Raw genomic sequence first — 18,986 nt, 5'->3', positions numbered from 1 at the left:
TTGCCTTTATCTGCAACCGGGAACTGATTAATTAGTGTTTACTGTGTGCTGGCTTAGCTTCTTTTAATGCCATGCCGCACTTGCTGCATTTAGCATCTTTCTTGGTGCTGGTAATATCTGCATGCATGGGGCATACATAGGATTTAACCGGCGTTAATGCCATTTTACACTTACTGCATTTGTCCTTTTCAGTGCCTGTAATTTCAGGGTGCATTGGACAGGAGTGCGTAGCTTTTGTGCTGTCCTGTTTAGGCGCAGTTTGTTGTGCATAGGTAGCAAGGCTTAAAAAACCTGCTAACACAAGCATGATTGTTTTTTTCATGTTGGTTTAATTTATAAATGATAAAGAAGATGCGATGGAACGCGAAAATGCCCGTCTAATTGAGTAGGGGCATAAACAGATCTTAACTACGGTATTAAATTCTGTAGTTGCAATAAAACTGATAAAGGGATACGCCGGAATGAATGAGAGGCGGACCTTTTATTGGCGTATTCGGGCTGATGCCACCTTTGAAAACAGGTAAGGCGAGTTCAGGAAAAAAATGAACTACATCAGCATGTGCCAAAGAGGGCACAACCGTTTTTGCTGTCTGAGCAAAATGCGTGTCTTGCTGTTTTACAAATTTTACCTTGGTTTTACAGCAATCCTTCATTTTATGTTTCATTCCGCAGCTATTCTCTTCTGCAGGAACAAAACTGATGCTGGTAGACTTTAGTTGGTTACAACAATAGAATTGCTGTATGCTTACCCCAAAACTGGCAGTTGCATAAATAGTCAGCAATGCTATGAGTCCCCATTTCTTCACATCTCAAAACTACTATTGTTTTTGAAATGACTGAGTGGGGAATTGTTAAAATGCCACTTATCTTCGCGTTTATGGGTCAGAAAAAACTAATTCGCTTCGAAGCAATTAAAACTTTTCCTAATGTTTTGGAATATCCCCAGGATATGCAGGGGAAATGGGCTTCTTTTTTTAAAAACGAAAACCCGATTACCCTGGAACTGGCATGTGGTAAGGGAGAATATGCGGTGGGGCTTGGTAAAATGTACCCCGACCGTAATTTTATTGGCATAGACATAAAAGGAAATCGTATCTGGAGGGGAGCAAAGACCGCCCTGGATGAACAGCTGACCAATATTGGTTTTGTCCGGTCTCATATAGATAAAATAACCGATTACTTTAACCCTGGTGAAGTAGCCGAAATCTGGATTACATTTCCTGATCCGCAGCTTAGGGGATCCCGATTTAAAAAGAGGTTAACCCATCCCAGGTTCCTGCGACTGTATCAGTCCATTTTGAAAAGCGGCGGTTTGGTTCACCTTAAAACAGACAGTCCCGACCTTTACCAGTTTACTTTAACCGTCATCAACTTATTTCGGTTTGAGTTGTTGTTTTCATCGGATAATGTATATGCTATGGACAATATTGCTCCGGAGCTTACCATTAAAACACACTATGAAGGTTTGGATATTGCGGGCAGCAACCGGATACATTATTGTTGCTTCAGATTAAACCAACCTATTCCGGTGGAAAAAGATGAAATTTTAAAACAATTGATCAGTGAGTCAGCAATTGATTGAGGGCAAAGATTTTTATTACGACGATAAGGGATACATGGTTCTTACCGAAGCCTATCATTTGCAAAAAGGATATTGCTGTGGATACGGTTGTCGTCATTGCCCCTTTGAATATGAATCGGTACCAGAGCCCAGGAAGTCTCAATTATTACAGGAGAAAGCATCTTCTCCTAATAATGCCTAAAACCATTTGCTTATGGCTAAGTTAAAGCAAGTGCTTCCCAGCGGAGCCAGAGATATTTCCTTTTTTGAACAGGTTTATGAAGTAGTGAAACTAATACCAAAGGGCAGGGTTACCAGTTATGGAGCCATTGCCCATTTTCTGGGGACCAGGATGAGTGCCAGAATGGTCGGCTGGGCCATGAATGCCGCACACTCCAATCCGTTAATTCCTGCACATCGGGTTGTAAACCGACAAGGATTGCTAACCGGTAAAATGCATTTTGCCACGCCTACTGAAATGGAAGAGCGGCTGGCTAAAGAAAAAGTTAAAGTAAAGGAGGATCAGGTTCTTGAGTTCGAAAAAATATTCTGGGACCCCTCTGTAGAATTATCTTAAACTATATTTGCGCCCCATGAGTACAAAACCTGTATTACATACCATACTTTCTCCCAAATTATTAGATATATACGATGTTAGCAACAGCATTGTGGTAGTGATTGATGTGTTTCGTGCTACTTCAACCATTGCCACTGCCTTGTACAACGGGGCAGCCAGGGTTATTCCGGTAGATACCGTTGACAAGTGTATACAAATAGGGAAGAATACGGGGGGGATTACGGCTGGCGAAAGGGATGGCAAAGTGATAGCCGGACTTGAACACGGCAATTCACCCGCCGAATATCCAAGAGAATTTGTGGAAGGGAAAACCCTGGTTTTAACTACTACCAATGGCACCAAGCTGTTGCATATGGCATTGCAGAATGGCGCTTCAGAAGTAATTACGGGTTCTTTCCCTAATTTATCTGCAGTTTGTGAGCACTTAGTTGAGGCAAAGAAAAATGTGATACTGGGTTGTTCTGCCTGGAAGGATAAATTCAACCTGGAAGATACCCTATTTGCAGGAGCCGTTATCAGTAGAATAAAAGCGCATTTTACCATTCATTGCGATAGCAGTTTAATGGCAGAAAATATGTACGAGCTGCACAAGGACGATTTAAAAGCCTTTATTAGAAATACCACCCACTGGCACCGACTGGCGCAATATGGTCTGGAAAAAGATCTTGAATATTGTGTTACGCCCGATCAGGCCAATATTTTACCTTTTTATAAGAATGGCGACCTGGTAATAAAAGAGCGTTAAATAACGGTTGATTCCTGCTTATTTTCACTTTGAATGCGGTTTTCCTAACCCTTTTCTTTACTTTTGCAAATTGGTCTTTTGGGACTGATTTATTGCAATGGCACTACCGTATTTAGTTAAGCATATATACAATTTTGGTACCGATGAAGTAATTCGTAGAGGCAAGAAAATTCATTCATTGGGTCAGGTAGAACTGGTGGAGTATGACGACCTGATGGGGAATATTATCTTCCGTGTGAAGGATGATGGATATAGTACTTTTTATAAAGTACATGTGAATCAGTTTAAGGATCCGGCTACCATTTCATTGCGTTGCAGTTGTCCTTATAATCTTTCTGAAGTTTGCAGGCACAAAGCTGGCGCCTTGTTTCATCTGCAGGATTTGCTGGATAAAAACTTACTCGGCGATCGCGAAACGGTTTACGATCAGAAGCATACGGTTGTTAAAATCAGATTGCTCGACCTGAAGCTGTTTAAAATGCTTAGTGCAACTGAATCTTTTGAAAAAGCAGAAGAATACCTAAGGACCAATACAGCTACCATTAAGGAAGCAAAAAACGAAAGGGTTGTTGCAGAGCTGGAGATGGATGGTATGCAGCACGTGGTTGTTCTTCAGAAAAACGAAGAGCGCAATTTTGATACCAGCTGTAATTGTAATTCGGACAGTTCGCATCCGCTCTGTGTTCATAAAACCATTGTGTTTTTACAATTGCTCAAAAACCATGGTGCCAATTATTTTGATTCAATCCGCAACTGGGATAAAGAAAAAAATAAATTACTGGCACTTTATGGGTATTCACTGGCTGATGATCTGAAAGGAAAATTTGAGTTTACCTATACAGATGGCAAACCTTTTCTGCGTGTATTGGATAGCAGCATTAAACGAGTAGGTATTTTGGGCAATCAGGAATTGAAGCCCGCATTACAGGTGAAAGAAGATGCACCTGCGCTTATTGAGCAGGAAGCAGAGCAGGAGGCAACTTATAAGCTTGGCTTGGTAGTAACCAGTGCAACAACTCAATATCCCTTCATGCAAATGGAGGTAATTCAAGGTGAACCCGACGATCAATTAGTAAAGTATTTGGGCAAAACAGAGAAGCTGGATTTAACCAAATTCATCAACACTGCTGTATTTTCTGAAGACGATAAAATGCTCATTCAGCAACTTCGCAAGCTAATGTCAGCCGAAGTAAACCGCTATCTGAACAGAAACTCTCCTTTTAGCGGCATCTGGGAAAATATTATTCAACAACACAACGATGAGTTACCGGAAGAAACAAAGGGATTAATTAACGAGTACCTGCATCCAAAATTCAAGAAACTTTTTGCAGAGAATGCAGCTTCTTCCTTCGTGTTCTATCTGCCCTCCGGAAAAAGATTTGTTACTGAGAATCTGGTTAGCGCCCGCTTTTCTGATCATTTTATACAGCCCTCTTTCAGCATCAATTTCAAGGACAATCAATACGAAATTACCTGTACCATTGAATTGCCATCCAAAACCATTTCACTAAGTGACAATGCAATGGAAAGCTCTTTTCTGTTTCAATACCAGGATGAGTTCTATATCTGGAAAAAAGCGGAAGATATTTTATTGGCGGAGAAGTTTCTTCCAAGCGGAAAAATCATCGTACCTGCAGCCGAATGGTCGGAGCAGCTTACCAGTTTTATACTACCGCTTTCCCGCACCCACTCTGTGCAGTTTGCCAATGTAAAAAAAGAAGAGATCAGGGACGCAAGACCTGAAATTAAAATACTGCTGAAAGAGAAAGGAGAATATCTATTGTTTCAGCCCGTGTTTAACTATAAGGGAATCGATATTCAATCTAGCGACAAAGAAAAATTATTCTTCCCTCAGGCTGACCGTTTGCTCGTGATTCATAGGAATATAGCTGCAGAAAAAGAACTGATGAGTCGTATTGAGCAATTGCATTCTGGTTTTGTAAGACCGGTAGATTCCAATGTGCTGGCTTTAAAAGGGAAAGATGTTTTGAAGAATAATTGGTTTTTCCTTTTCATGGATGCCGTAAAGGACATGAATATTCCCGTTTATGGTTTTGAAGCTTTGCGCAATTTCAGATTCAATACTGCCAAGCCTTCTACCAAAATCTTTATCAGCAGCAATACCGATTGGTTTGATGCCAAAGTAGAGATTCAGTTCGGGGAACAGAAAGTAACCATTGATGATGTAAAGAAAGCTTTGGCTAATAAACAACAGTTTGTACAGCTAACAGATGGAACACTGGGAATTCTGCCGGAAGAGTGGGTTAAGAAATATGCATTGTTGTTCAGAGTAGGTGAAGGGAAGGCGGGATCTATGAAACTGAGTAAGTATCATTTCAGTGTAATTGAAGAACTCTATCTGCAAAGAGATGAGGAAGAACTTTCCTTTCAGCTCGAAGAAAAATATGAGCGGATTAAAGACAATCATGAAATTAAGCCGGTGCCGGCACCGGCCCACTTACAATCCATTCTAAGACCCTATCAGGAAAGCGGGTTTCAGTGGTTGAACTATTTAAGGGAAGTGCAGTGGGGGGGAATCCTGGCAGATGATATGGGATTGGGTAAAACCATTCAAGCGCTTTGTTTTTTACATCACCTTAAAATGGAGAACGGGCGATTGAAAGCCCTGGTGGTATGTCCTACTACACTGATGTTTAACTGGCAAAATGAAATCAGGAAATTTACCCCTGATATCAGTTTTTATGTGCATCATGGCGGGGCCAGATTAAAAGATGGCATCAGTAACAAAGCTTATGATGTAATTATTACCACTTATGGAACACTCAGAAGTGATATTAAACAGTTTGTAGATGTTGATTTTGATTATGTGATTTTAGATGAAAGCCAGGCAATTAAAAATCCTTCGAGTAAGGTAACCAAAGCTGCTTCATTACTAAAAGCCAAGAGCAGACTTTGCCTGAGTGGTACTCCGCTGCAGAATAATACATTCGATATTTATGCTCAAATGAATTTCCTGAATCCGGGAATGCTGGGTAGTATGGAATTCTTTAAGCAGGAGTTTTCCATACCCATTGATAAATTCGGAGAAAAAGAGCAGAAAGACCATTTAAGAAAATTATTATATCCCTTTATACTAAGACGTACCAAAGAACAAGTGGCCAAAGATTTGCCTGAAAAGCAGGAAATGGTATTTTTCTGTGAAATGGGTGACGAGCAGCGTAAAATTTATGAAGCCTACCGAAATGATTATCGGGATAAGATATTGGGTGTGGTTGAGAATCAGGGTATTCAGAAATCACAGTTAACGATTTTACAGGGGCTGATGAAACTGAGACAGATATGCGATAGCCCTGCCATCATAAAAGAAGAAGAACGCTATCCAAATGTTTCTGTAAAACTAGAAGAACTCGGCAGAGAGATAACTGAAAATATCAGCAATCACAAAGCCCTGGTATTTTCCCAGTTTCTTGGCATGCTTTCATTAATTAAAGAGAAAATGAAAGAGCTGGGCGTTGATTATGAATATTTCGATGGAAGCAGTACGGTTGCAGAACGTGAACGCGCCATACAAAGGTTTCAGAATGAAGACAGCTGCCGCGTGTTTCTGATTTCCTTAAAAGCCGGAGGAGTGGGTTTAAATCTTACTGCTGCCGACTATGTTTACATTGTGGATCCCTGGTGGAACCCTGCTGTTGAGCAACAGGCCATAGACAGAACCCACCGGATTGGTCAAACCAAAAATATTTTTGCATACCGGATGATTTGTACAGATACAGTGGAGGATAAGATTTTAAAACTACAGGAACGCAAAAGAAACCTTGCAAAGGAAGTAATTACGGATGACGAAGGATTTGTTAAAACTTTAACCAAAGAAGACGTAGAGTACCTATTCAGTTAAGGAGTTCACCGATTTGGACTCTGAAGTTTCCTATTATCACGATAGCTTGCCATTAAAATTATTCTTCAAGTATTCAGCCTGAAGCAATATTAGTTTTATGTTTTCAAATTCAGCATTATGCGCACATTGTTATTATTGATTGGGATGGTTGCCTCGTTTTCTGTAATGGGACAAAATACAGCTACTTTAAAGGGTAAACTGGTGGATAGTGTGGGTAAGCAGACATTGAAGGATGCATCTGTTACTGTTTTGGAAGCAAAGGACTCAACACTGGATGTTTTTGGATTGGCAAAGCCCGATGGAAGTTTTGTAGTAGAGAAAATTTCATTTGGAGAAATGATTGTGATGATTAAGTTCCAGGGATATGAATCCTATTCAAAAAAAATTACTTTTTCAAAAGCAAATGCAAATGTTGATTTAGGCACTATTTATTTAAAACTGGCTGCCAATGATTTGGGTGAAGTAACAGTTACACAGTCGCCAGTAACAATTAAAAAAGATACGGTTCAGTTTAACGCTTCCAGTTTTAAAACAAAGCCCAATGCTGTAATGGAAGATTTACTGAAAAAATTGCCAGGAGTTCAGGTAGAAGCGGATGGAACGGTTAAGGCACAGGGAGAAAATGTTCAACGAATTCTGGTAGACGGGAAGCGTTTTTTTGGAGACGACCCCAAATTGGCTACCAAGAATTTACCTCCGGATATGATTGATAAAATCCAGGTATTTGATGCCTTGAATGATCAAAGTGCATTTACCGGATTCGATGATGGTAACAGAATCAAAACCATTAATATTACAACCAAGAAAGACAAGCGCAAGGGCTATTTCGGAAGAGCCGTGTTGGGGGGTGGTTCTGACTCTCAGGAAGGACGTTTTGATAACAGTGTAAACCTTAGTCATTTTAACGGGGATATGCAGCTGACATTTACGGGTCAGGCCAATAATGTGAACAAGCAGAACTTCAGCGCTCAGGATTTATTCGGCGGCGGTGGTGGAGCTGGTGGCGGCGGCGCTGCCCGTGGTGGTGGCGGCGGCGGTGCAAGAACAGTTACCATTTCCAATGCGCCTTCCAGTAATAGCGGAGGTATTGTTCAAACCCTGGCTGCAGGTTTAAACTACAAAGATATCTGGGGCAAGAAAACAGAAGTGTCGGGTAGTTATTTTTACAATGATCTGAAAACGTTCCGTGAACAAAATAGCTTTACCCAAAACCTGATTCCAGGTAATCCGGACTCTTCCATTTTTAATAGTCAGGTAAATAATTCTGTTTCCAGGAATATGAATCACAGAATCAATCTGAACATAGAACACCAGTTTGATTCATCCAACTCCCTGATTATCCGTCCGAATATCAGTTATCAGGAATCTGAAACGGCCACGGATGTTACTACTTTTTCTACCAGAGGAACCAGCAAGAATTTAAACAATTCTGTTGCTTCAACCGATAGAAGCAATAGTGGCTATAATGCCAGTCTGGAAGCCACTTTCAGACACCGCTTTAAAAAGAAAGGAAGAACTTACTCCATAGCATTCAATCCTGGTCAGAACGTTAATGATGGCAACACATCTAATTATTCTATCAATAACTTCTTCAATACTCCTATTCCTTACGCTGATACCATTAACCAAATTGGTGTAACCAACAGAGATAGCAAAACCATGAATGCTACTTTTTCTTACACAGAACCACTTGGTAAGAATCAAATTTTAGAATTCAATTACAACTACAATAATAATATCAATAATTCGGGCACGCGCACGTTTGCATTCAATAAAACAACAGGACAATACGATTTGGTGGTACCCAATTTAACCAACGTTTTTGAAAATAGTTTTAACTCGAATAGAGTTGGATTGAACTGGCGTATTCAGAAAGAGAAGTTTAATTTCAGTTTGGGGTCGGGAGTGCAGGTAGGTGAGCTGGTAAGTAAGAATATTACCAGAGACAGTTCCATCACGCAGAATTTTGTGAACTTTTTCCCTGCCATGAATTTTAGATATGATTTTTCAAGAACCAAGAATCTGCGGGTATTTTATAATGGAAGAACCGCACAGCCTTCTGCTCAGCAATTACAGCCGGTAGTAGATAATTCCAATCCTTTGAATATTACCACTGGTAATCCCAATTTGAAGCAGCAATTCATTCATACATTCCGTGTACTGTATAATTCCTTTGATGTAGTAAGTCAGAAATTGTTTTTTGCAACCATCAATGCCAACTTTACTGCAAATGATATTCAGAACGCTACTACTTATTTACCCAATGGAGCGCAGTTTACCCGTCCGGTTAACTTGAGTGGAACGTATAATATCAATGGTTTTGTGAATTATGGTTTCCCGCTGAAAAAGCCAAAGAGCAACATCAATCTGGGTATTAATTTAAGCAGAAGTCAAAGTCAGACTTTGGTGAATGACCTGAGCAACTATACCAGAAATACTACTGCCGGTTTCAATGCTTCCTGGACAACCAATATAAAGGAAGGTTTTGACATGAACTTTTCTTCCAACTCCAGTTTTAGTTTTGCCCGCTATACTTTACAGCCTCAGCAAAACGGAGACTTTTTTACACAGACATTTGTTGCTGAACCCACCATATATACCAAGTCTGGCTGGGTTTTCTCTACTGATTTCCGATACATAAAAAATACAGGTCGTGCAGAAGGCTTCAATACCAATATTCCATTATGGAGTGCCAGCATTGCCAAACAGCTTTTCAAAAAGAAAGACGGAGAGTTGAAGTTTTATGTGTTTGACTTGTTGAATCAAAACCAGAGTTTGAGTAGAAATGTGGTAGGAAATACCATACAGGACGTTTCTACTGTGGTATTGAAGCGCTATTTCATGATCAGCTTTACCTATAATTTAAGAAGCTTTGGTGCTCCTGCAGCCAATATGCAACGTGGTCCTGGGAATATGATGTTCCAGGGAAGACCGGGTATGCAGCAAATGATGCGTTTTAGACAGTAAACCTAAATTCCGCTTGCCTCAAATTATTTGGCCATTGTATTTCAAAGAAATGTAACTTTGCATCTCATTTGAAACAATGGTAGCAAGCATTTCATACAATTCTAACGCTAACAACTGTTCGTATTTTACGGAGCAGTTGAGGTTGCCATTTATCGTATTACCGAGGCCGCGACGTGGTTTCTGATAGGACGAGCAACTGGCACTTGCCCCTATCAGTGAAAATATCTCCGAAACGTTTCTGGGCACAGCGCCAAAATTTATCCTTTTTCACTTTTTATTTATTTATATACGTTGGAACAGTCAATTATTGTTCGTGTAGCTACTGCCGATGATGTGCATTTTGCTTCTACTATTACCGATGAAATGGAATCTTCTGCAAAAGCCAGAGGTACAGGTATAGCCAAAAGAAGTCCGGAATATGTAGCCAACAAAATGCGCGAAGGAAAGGCGGTTATTGCTTTAACTCCCAAGGGCGAATGGGTGGGATTCTGTTATATAGAAGTTTGGGGGCATGAACAATTCGTGGCCAATAGTGGCCTGATTGTATCGCCTGTATACAGAAAAAGCGGGGTGGCTAAACAAATTAAGCAGACCATTTTTAATTTGTCGAGAACCAAGTATCCTGCCGCCAAAATTTTTGGATTGACAACCGGGTTGGCGGTAATGAAAATTAACAGTGAATTGGGCTATGAACCCGTAACTTATAGTGAATTAACCGATGACGAAGAGTTCTGGGCTGGATGCAAAAGCTGTGTGAACTATGATATATTGATGAGTAAGGAAAGGAAGAACTGTATGTGTACGGCCATGTTGTATGATCCCGCAGATCATTATGAACCAGAAGAAACCATCGCAGACTTTAAACAGAATTCTAAACTATACGAACGTTTCATGAAAGTGAAGCAGAGCAAGCTTTTGAAATGGTTTAGAAAAAAAGCAATGAAAAGTTATTTTATTCATTTTTAATAAGTGAAACATGCAAGCAAAAAAACTCGTTCTGGGATTTAGTGGTGGGTTAGATACCACTTATTGCGCTATTTATTTATCTCAGGATAAAGGATATGAAGTTCATAGTGTTATTGTAAATACAGGTGGCTTTACCGAAGAGGAATTAAAGCAGATTGAAAAACATGCTTATGCCCTGGGTGTAAAAACGCATACCACCATCAATGCTATCAAAAGTTATTACGATTCTATTGTTAAGTACCTTATTTATGGGAATGTTTTAAAAAACAATACCTATCCGTTAAGCGTGAGTGCGGAAAGACTGAGTCAGGCATTGCATATAGCCGAGCACGCCAAAAAAATGAATGCAGTAGCTGTGGCGCACGGAAGTACAGGAGCCGGGAATGATCAGGTAAGATTCGACATGATTTTCAATATTATGATTCCTGGAATTGAGATCATTACTCCCATCAGAGATTTACAACTGAGCAGAGAAGCAGAAATTGAATACCTGCAGTCGAAAGGCGTTCAGATGAATTTTCAGAAAGCAGCATACTCCATTAATAAAGGTTTATGGGGAACCAGTGTAGGCGGAAAGGAAACGCTTTATTCAAAAGGGATATTACCGGAAGAAGCATGGCCCACACCTGTAACTAAAACAGGCGAAGAGGAATTGAAAATTCATTTTGAAAAAGGAGAAATTACCTGGGTAAACAACCAACATTTTACCCATCCTGCTCATGCCATTCAATACATTCAATCCATTGCAGCACCTTATGGTATTGGAAGAGATATTCATGTGGGAGATACTATTATTGGAATCAAGGGCAGGGTTGGTTTTGAAGCTGCCGCACCCATGGTAATTATAAAAGCCCACCATGCTTTAGAAAAACATGTTCTAACCAAGTGGCAGTTGAACTGGAAAGATCAGTTGGCGCAGTTTTATGGCAACTGGTTGCACGAAGGTCAAATTATGGACCCGATAATGCGAAATATTGAAGCATTTCTGAATGATTCTCAGGAGCAGGTTACCGGTTCTGTTTTTGTTCAGTTGCTTCCACATCGTTTTCAGATCATTGGTATAGAGTCTCCCTTCGATTTAATGAGTAGTCAGTTTGGAAAATACGGAGAAATGAATTCAGGATGGACAGGAAACGACGTGAGAGGATTCTCTAAAATTTTTGGTAATCAGACAGCCATTTATCATCATATAAAAAACGCTTCCCATGATTAAAGCGGGTATCGTTGGTGGTGCCGGATATACAGGCGGAGAATTGATTCGCATTCTTTTGAATCATCCCAATGTAGCTATACAATTTGTTCATAGCACCAGTAATGCAGGAAAGAGCCTTTATCAGGTTCATGCAGACCTGACCGGTGAAACAGACTTGGTTTTCAGTTCAGTTTTAAGCAATGATATTGATGTGTTATTCCTTTGTATGGGACATGGAGATGCCAATGCTTTTCTGGAAAAAAATACAATTTCTGATGCTATAAAAATCATTGATCTCTCTCAGGATTTCAGGCTGAATGCATCTTCCCGTTTCGGCAACCGTCAATTTGTGTATGGTCTTCCTGAGTTAAATAAAGCAGCAATTCTTACTGCACAGAATATTGCCAATCCGGGTTGTTTTGCTACTGCTATTCAGCTGGCATTATTGCCACTGGCCAATGCGGGTGTATTGGGAGATATCTACACCACTGGCATTACGGGGTCAACCGGTGCGGGACAGGGCTTTAGTGCTACTTCTCATTTTAGCTGGAGAGCCAATAATATAGAAGCTTATAAATCATTGGCGCATCAGCACGTGAAAGAAATAACCCAATCCTTGAATCAATTGCAAAAGGGCGATGCGTTAACAGCAGATGGTTCCGGAAGAGGTTTGCATTTTGTTCCCTGGAGAGGAGATTTTACCAGAGGGATTTATACCAGTTCTACCATTGAGATCGGTATTCCTTACGAAGAAGTTCAGCAGATTTATGCAGCTTATTATGCAGATGCTGCATTCACATTTGTAGCGGATACAATGATTAATCTGAAGCAGGTGGTGAATACCAATAAGTGTTTGATTTATACAGAAAAGCAGGGTAGCAAATTGGTTGTGCACTCTGCCATTGATAATTTATTAAAGGGAGCCAGTGGTCAGGCAGTTCAGAATATGAATCTGATGTTTGGGCTTGATGAGTCTGCCGGATTAAAATTAAAAGCAAGTTATTTTTAGCATGAAACTATTTGATGTATATCCGCTGAATAATATTACCATCACAAGAGCACAGGGCTCTTATGTTTGGGACAACGAGGGCGTTCAGTATCTGGACATGTATGGAGGCCATGCTGTAATTAGTATTGGACATACACATCCGCATTGGGTAAAGCGAATAGAAACTCAGTTGGAAGCAATTGCTTTTTACTCCAACTCTATTCAGATTCCTTTGCAACAGGAACTGGCCAATAAATTGGGTGAACTAAGCGGGAAAACAGATTACCAGTTATTTCTTTGCAACAGTGGCGCAGAAGCCAATGAAAATGCTTTGAAGCTGGCTTCTTTTCATACGGGCAGAAAAAAAATTATTGCTTTTTCTAAATCCTTTCATGGAAGAACTTCGCTGGCAGTTGCAGCAACAGATAATCCCAATATTGTAGCGCCGGTTAATGAAACAGAAAATGTAATTTTTCTTCCCTTTAATGATGAAACTGCATTACAGGAATGTTTTAAAAATCATGGGAACGAAATTGCCGCGGTTATTATAGAAGGAATTCAGGGAGTAGGTGGAATTGTTCCAGCCAGCGTTTCTTTTTTACAACTGATCAGATCTTTGTGTGATGCTTCCGGTGCTGTTTATATTGCAGATAGCGTGCAGTGCGGATATGGAAGGACCGGTCAGTTTTTTGCACATGATATAGCAGGTGTGAATGCTGATATTTATTCCATGGCCAAGGGAATGGGAAATGGATTTCCTATTGGAGGTATATTGATTGCGCCTCATATACAGCCCAAACATGGCATGTTGGGAACTACATTTGGTGGTAACCACCTGGCCTGTGCAGCAGCCCTTGCTGTATTGGAAGTAATGGAATCAGAAAAGCTGGTTGAAATGGCCAAACAAAGAGGCATGTATCTGATGAATCAGTTGAAACGCATTGAGGGGATTGAAAACGTTAGGGGTAGAGGACTCATGATTGGATTTGATGTGCCTGAACAATTAAAAGGGTTAAAGAAATTATTGCTCGACAAATACAATGTTTTTACTGGTGAAGCCAAGCCCAATGTAATTAGACTATTACCCTCGCTTGCATTATCAAGAAAACAGGCAGACGAATTTTTGGAAGCATTAACAGAAGCAATCGCTGAACTTGAAAATACCCCCATAGCATAATGAAGCATTTTATTTCGGTATCGGATGTGGGTAATGTTGGGGCTTTGGTAGCCAAAGCATTACAATACAAATTAAGTCCCTATGCAGATTTGCATTTAGGAAGAGGCAAAAGAATTGGATTGTTATTTTTAAATCCAAGCTTAAGAACCCGTTTGAGTACGCAGGTGGCTGCAAGTAATTTAGGAATGGAAGCCATTGTTTTTAATGTAGATAAAGAAGGCTGGGCGCTTGAATTTCAGGAAGGTGCCGTAATGAATGGAACTACTGTTGAGCATATTAAAGATGCTGCCCCTGTTTTAGGGCAGTATTTCGATATGCTGGCTATCCGTACTTTCCCTTCCTTAAAAAACAGAGAAGATGATTATAGCGAGTTGTTTATTAAACAGTTCATCCGTTTTGCGGGTGTGCCGGTAGTAAGCCTGGAAAGCGCTACCCTGCATCCTTTGCAATCATTAACCGATCTGGTTACTATTCAGGAATCTTTGGTTCAGCATCCATTGCCAAATAAAAAGCCAAAAGTAGTACTTACCTGGGCCCCGCATATTAAACCATTGCCTCAATGTGTTGCCAATAGTTTTGCAGAGTGGGTAAATGCATGGGGTGGTGCAGAATTTGTAATTACACATCCAAAAGGATATGAACTGGATGAGAAGTTTACCAAGGGAGCAACCATTGAATATGATCAGCAGAAAGCCTTAGCCGGAGCTGATTTTGTGTATGTAAAAAACTGGAGCAGTTATCAGCAGTATGGCCAGGTGCTTTGCTCAGATACCAACTGGATGTTAACCAATCAATCCATGCAAATTACCAATGAGGCGAAAGTGATGCACTGTTTACCAGTCCGAAGAAATATTGAATTGAGTGACGAAATTCTGGATGGTGAAAACAGTCTGGTTACACAACAGGCAGGTAACCGCGTTTGGGCTGCACAGGCTGTTCTGGCCGAAATATTAAATGCACATAAATAGCTTTTATGAAACCCTTATTCATCATAAAGATTGGCGGCAATATTGTTGATGATGAAATGGCACTTGAATCTTTTCTAAAATCTTTTGCTGCTGTGCAATCCCCAAAAATACTGGTGCATGGTGGAGGTAAACTGGCAACCAGGGTTGCAGAAGCCATGGGGGTACAGCAACAGATGATAGAGGGTAGAAGAATTACCGACGCTGAAACCCTGAAGATTGTTACCATGGTGTATGCTGGTTTTATAAATAAAAATATTGTAAGCAAACTTCAATCTCAGCAGAATAATGCAATAGGGGTTACCGGTGCTGACGGGAATGCCATTCTTGCGCATAAACGCGTTGCCAAAACCGACTATGGATATGTGGGAGATGTAGATAGCGTAAACACTGATTTTTTTCTACAATTACTGGAGAAGAATATGGTGCCTGTTGTTGCACCCATTACCCATGATGGGGCAGGTCAGTTATTAAATACCAATGCAGATACAATGGCGCAATCTATTGCCACTGCAATGGGCAAATTGTATGATGTTACTTTAATTTATTCATTTGAAAAATCGGGTGTTTTGTTGGATGTGCAGGATGAATCTTCCTGTATTTCTGTATTAACATTAGCCTATTATCAATCGCTCAAAGAAAAGCAGCTGATTTTTGCGGGAATGATTCCTAAATTAGACAATGCCTTTGCCGCAATCCATGCAGGAGTTGCCAAAGTGATCATTGGTAATGCTGCTGTACTTCCCGATTTAATGGAAGGCAAGGCTGGAACAACAATTCAATATGGCTGATATAGAAACACTATATAATGAAGCACTTATTCTTTTGCAGGAATTGATTTCCATTCCTTCTTTTAGCAAAGAAGAATGGAATACCGCAAATGCAATTGAAAAATTCCTCAACAAAAAGGCGATACCGGTCAACAGACATTTGAACAATGTTTGGGCACTGAACCAATATTTTGATCCGAACAAACCAACGATTTTATTAAACTCTCATCATGATACGGTTAAGCCGAATGCAGGTTATACAAAAGATCCCTTTGCTTCAATAATTGAAGCCGATAAGTTGTTTGGCTTAGGCAGCAATGACGCAGGGGCTTCCCTTGTTTCCCTGATTGCTACTTTCACTCATTATTATCCGAAGCAGGATCTGGCTTACAATATTGTATTGGCTGCAACAGCTGAGGAGGAAATTTCGGGACTCAATGGTGTAGCGGCTTTAATCCCCCTGTTGCCAACCCCTGCGTTCGCTATTGTAGGTGAACCTACTTTGTTGAATCTGGCCGTAGCTGAAAGAGGGTTATTGGTAATTGATGCAAAGGCAAAAGGTGTTGCCGGACATGCGGCGAGAGAAGAAGGGGAGAATGCTTTGTACAAAGCCGTTAAAGACATTCAGTGGATACAGCAGTATCAGTTTGAAAGAATAAGTGAATGGCTGGGTCCAGTAAAAATGACGGTCACTTCTTTTAACACAGATAACAAACAGCACAATGTGGTTCCGGCTACGGCTGAATTTATCATTGATATCCGTGTGAATGAATTGTATCATTTCAATGAAATTCTGGCAACCTTATCTGCAAATCTGCAAAGTGAATTTGCTCCCAGAAGTACCCGCTTACAATCTACGGGTATTGATGTTGCCCATCCGATTGTACAGGCAGGGATAAAGCTGGGGAAAAGTTGCTATGGAAGCCCTACTACCAGTGATAAGGCGCTGATGCCCTTTCCGGCATTAAAAGTTGGTCCTGGCGATAGTGCCAGAAGTCATACCGCAGATGAATTTGTGTATCTGTATGAAATTAAAAACGGAATTGAATTTTATATTAACCTTTTAAATCAGGTGCTATGAAATTATGGAGCAAGGAAAATACAGCCACTACCATTGCTGTTGAACAGTTTACTGTAGGTAAAGACAAAGATTTTGATGCCTTGTTGGCACCTTTTGATGTATTGGGTTCTATTGCCCATGTTACCATGTTGGCTCAGATTGGTTTGTTGACTGCTGAAGAAAAAAATATGCTGATAAAGGAGCTGCAGAAAATATATGTGCAGGTTTCTGAGCCCGGTTTTTCTATACCGGAAGGCGTAGAAGATATACACTCATATGTGGAATGGTTGCTGACACAGCAACTGGGAGATTTGGGAAAGAAAATTCACAGTGCCAGAAGCAGGAATGATCAGGTGCTGGTGGATATTAAATTATACCTGCGAAATGAAATCAAAAGCATTGCAGAACAAACGCAGTCTTTGTTTCATTTACTACAGGCACAAAGTGAAAAATTTAAAAATCATTTATTGCCAGGGTACACACATTTGCAATTGGCCATGCCTTCCTCTTTCGGTTTATGGTTTGGTGCCTATGCAGAAAGCCTGGTTGATGATTTAATTGTGCTGGAAGCTGCTTATCAGGTTGTGAATAAGAACCCGTTGGGATCAGCGGCCGGATATGGATCTTCCTTCCCGATTAACCGAACACTCACCACAGCATTACTTGGATTTGAACACTTAAACTACAATGTAGTGTACGCCCAGATGGGCAGAGGTAAAACAGAAAGGATTGTTGCTGCTGCCTTGGCCAATATTGCCGATACCCTGGCGAGAATGAGCATGGATGCCTGCTTGTATCTGAATCAGAATTTCGGCTTCATTAGTTTTCCTGCTCAGTTAACAACAGGCTCGAGTATCATGCCCCACAAAAAAAATCCGGACGTTTTTGAACTGACCCGATCCTACTGTAACAGAATTAAGGCCCTGCCCAATGAAATTATTTTGATGACCACCAATCTGCCTTCTGGCTATCAGCGTGATTTGCAGCTCCTGAAAGAACATTTGTTCCCGGCATTTGCCGAATTGAGTAATTGTTTGCAGATGATGGAGTTGATGATCAGCAATATTTCCGTAAAGGAAAATATTGTTCATGCAGAGCAATATCGGTTTATGTTTAGTGTAGAGGAAGTGAACAAACTGGTTCTGCAGGGCGTGCCCTTCAGAGATGCCTATCAGCAAGTGGGAAATGCCATTGAAAAGGGTCAGTTCAGTTATTCAACCCAGATCAACCATACCCATGAAGGAAGTATTGGGAATTTGTGCAATGCCGAAATTGAACAAATGATGGATACCGTATTGAAAAGGTTCCAATTTAGCAAAGCCACAACAGCCATCAACGCACTTTTGGCTTAACTTGTGCCCCGATTCAAATTATCAGTTTTTATAATCAATCAAATGAAGAAAATAGTATTCGTATTTCTGTTGGGAGGGTTCTCTCAATTTGTTAGTGCGCAGGTAAAACCTGCTGCCAAATCACCTGCCACTGCAGACAAACCTAAAACTGCATTGAAACCAGCGGTAAATAGTAAAGCAGCTCCTGCTGCTTTTAAGTCGGTTGCGGATAGTGCCAGTTATGCTCTGGGATTCAGAATTGCCCAGAATTTAAAAGCTCAGGGTTTGGATCTTTTGGTGGCAGCCCAATTTCAGAAAGGGATGGCAGATGCGTTTGGCGGTAAAAAGACCCTGATAGCCGATGAGGTTTTAGACCTGTGTATTGGGGATTACCAGAAAAAATTGGTTGAGGCAAAAGCCGCTGTTGCTAAAGCAGCGGGAAAAGCTTTTCAGGCTCAGATGGCTAAAAAGCCGGGAGTGGTAACTCTACCTTCCGGGTTACAGTATGAGGTGATTAAAAATGGTACTGATACTATCAAACCTAAACTATCCAGTACCGTAAAATGCCATTATCACGGCACGTTGATTAATGGAGAAATATTTGACAGTTCTGTTGAAAGAGGAGAACCCATTAGTTTCCAATTGGGCAATGTGATTCTTGGATGGCAGGAAGGATTGCAATTAATGACTGTAGGCAGTAAATGGAAGTTTTATATCCCTTCTGATCTTGCCTATGGCGATCAGCAAAAGGGAGACAAGATTGTACCTGGTTCCCTGCTTATTTTTGAAGTAGAATTATTGGAGGTTAAATAATTATATCAAATCAAG

Annotated in this window: 17 protein-coding genes; 15 read left to right on the top strand and 2 right to left on the bottom strand. The window is 40.5% G+C overall.

Annotation, left to right across the window (positions count from 1 at the left end; translation table 11 throughout):
- Positions 1-31: 31 nt before the first annotated feature.
- Both F777_RS0100475 and F777_RS0100470 read right to left on the bottom strand, forming a co-directional pair.
- Positions 32-322, bottom strand: coding sequence for a heavy metal-binding domain-containing protein (locus F777_RS0100475; protein ID WP_026750324.1), 291 nt, complete (start codon positions 320-322; stop codon positions 32-34).
- A 94-nt stretch (positions 323-416) separates the two neighbouring features.
- Positions 417-806 carry an HYC_CC_PP family protein gene (locus F777_RS0100470; RefSeq protein WP_026750323.1) on the bottom strand — a complete coding sequence of 130 codons (390 nt, stop codon included), beginning with the start codon at positions 804-806 and terminating at the stop codon, positions 417-419.
- Positions 807-877: 71 nt separating this feature from the next.
- Between F777_RS0100470 and trmB the strand changes: the two genes are divergently transcribed.
- From trmB to F777_RS0100400, 15 genes are all read left to right on the top strand, one after another.
- Positions 878-1,582 (top strand): tRNA (guanosine(46)-N7)-methyltransferase TrmB, encoded by a 705-nt coding sequence (gene trmB, locus F777_RS0100465; protein WP_026750322.1) that lies wholly within the window; start codon positions 878-880, stop codon positions 1,580-1,582.
- A complete protein-coding gene (locus F777_RS17520) occupies positions 1,563-1,763 on the top strand; it encodes a DUF5522 domain-containing protein (protein WP_071790289.1) in 201 nt (66 codons plus the stop codon). Before trmB ends, F777_RS17520 begins: the two co-directional genes overlap by 20 nt.
- Positions 1,764-1,775: 12 nt before the next feature.
- Positions 1,776-2,138 (top strand): MGMT family protein, encoded by a 363-nt coding sequence (locus F777_RS0100460; protein ID WP_051408330.1) that lies wholly within the window; start codon positions 1,776-1,778, stop codon positions 2,136-2,138.
- A gap of 16 nt (positions 2,139-2,154) precedes the next feature.
- Entirely contained in the window at positions 2,155-2,883 is a 729-nt protein-coding gene (locus F777_RS0100455) for a 2-phosphosulfolactate phosphatase (protein WP_026750320.1), read from the top strand.
- Positions 2,884-2,980: 97 nt separating this feature from the next.
- Positions 2,981-6,742 carry a DEAD/DEAH box helicase gene (locus tag F777_RS0100450; protein ID WP_026750319.1) on the top strand — a complete coding sequence of 1,254 codons (3,762 nt, stop codon included), beginning with the start codon at positions 2,981-2,983 and terminating at the stop codon, positions 6,740-6,742.
- Between the two features lie 117 nt (positions 6,743-6,859).
- A complete protein-coding gene (locus tag F777_RS18065) occupies positions 6,860-9,709 on the top strand; it encodes an outer membrane beta-barrel protein (RefSeq protein ID WP_051408329.1) in 2,850 nt (949 codons plus the stop codon).
- Positions 9,710-10,000: 291 nt separating this feature from the next.
- Positions 10,001-10,675, top strand: a complete 675-nt coding sequence (locus F777_RS0100440) for an N-acetyltransferase (RefSeq protein ID WP_026750318.1) — start codon at positions 10,001-10,003, stop codon at positions 10,673-10,675.
- A 10-nt stretch (positions 10,676-10,685) separates the two neighbouring features.
- Positions 10,686-11,888 carry an argininosuccinate synthase gene (locus tag F777_RS0100435; protein ID WP_026750317.1) on the top strand — a complete coding sequence of 401 codons (1,203 nt, stop codon included), beginning with the start codon at positions 10,686-10,688 and terminating at the stop codon, positions 11,886-11,888.
- Entirely contained in the window at positions 11,881-12,876 is a 996-nt protein-coding gene (gene argC / locus F777_RS0100430; protein ID WP_026750316.1) for an N-acetyl-gamma-glutamyl-phosphate reductase, read from the top strand. Before F777_RS0100435 ends, argC begins: the two co-directional genes overlap by 8 nt.
- Before the next feature lies 1 nt (position 12,877).
- Positions 12,878-14,032 carry an aspartate aminotransferase family protein gene (locus F777_RS0100425; RefSeq protein WP_026750315.1) on the top strand — a complete coding sequence of 385 codons (1,155 nt, stop codon included), beginning with the start codon at positions 12,878-12,880 and terminating at the stop codon, positions 14,030-14,032.
- Positions 14,032-15,000: an N-acetylornithine carbamoyltransferase gene (locus F777_RS0100420; protein WP_026750314.1), complete on the top strand. Its 969-nt coding sequence runs from the start codon at positions 14,032-14,034 to the stop codon at positions 14,998-15,000. Before F777_RS0100425 ends, F777_RS0100420 begins: the two co-directional genes overlap by 1 nt.
- Before the next feature lie 5 nt (positions 15,001-15,005).
- Positions 15,006-15,788, top strand: coding sequence for an acetylglutamate kinase (argB, locus tag F777_RS0100415; RefSeq protein WP_026750313.1), 783 nt, complete (start codon positions 15,006-15,008; stop codon positions 15,786-15,788).
- Positions 15,781-16,848 (top strand): M20 family metallo-hydrolase, encoded by a 1,068-nt coding sequence (locus tag F777_RS0100410; protein ID WP_026750312.1) that lies wholly within the window; start codon positions 15,781-15,783, stop codon positions 16,846-16,848. Before argB ends, F777_RS0100410 begins: the two co-directional genes overlap by 8 nt.
- Positions 16,845-18,179, top strand: a complete 1,335-nt coding sequence (gene argH, locus F777_RS0100405) for an argininosuccinate lyase (protein WP_026750311.1) — start codon at positions 16,845-16,847, stop codon at positions 18,177-18,179. The genes F777_RS0100410 and argH overlap by 4 nt, the downstream gene beginning before the upstream one ends.
- Positions 18,180-18,221: 42 nt before the next feature.
- The gene (locus F777_RS0100400; protein WP_071790288.1) at positions 18,222-18,971 is read left to right on the top strand and encodes an FKBP-type peptidyl-prolyl cis-trans isomerase; all 750 of its coding nucleotides are present in this window, start codon (positions 18,222-18,224) and stop codon (positions 18,969-18,971) included.
- Positions 18,972-18,986 lie beyond the last annotated feature (15 nt).

The organism is Sediminibacterium sp. C3 (assembly GCF_000508085.1).
GTDB lineage: Bacteria > Bacteroidota > Bacteroidia > Chitinophagales > Chitinophagaceae > Sediminibacterium.
Note: the sequence above shows the minus strand (reverse complement) of the source record. Positions and strands in the feature narration are given on the sequence as shown.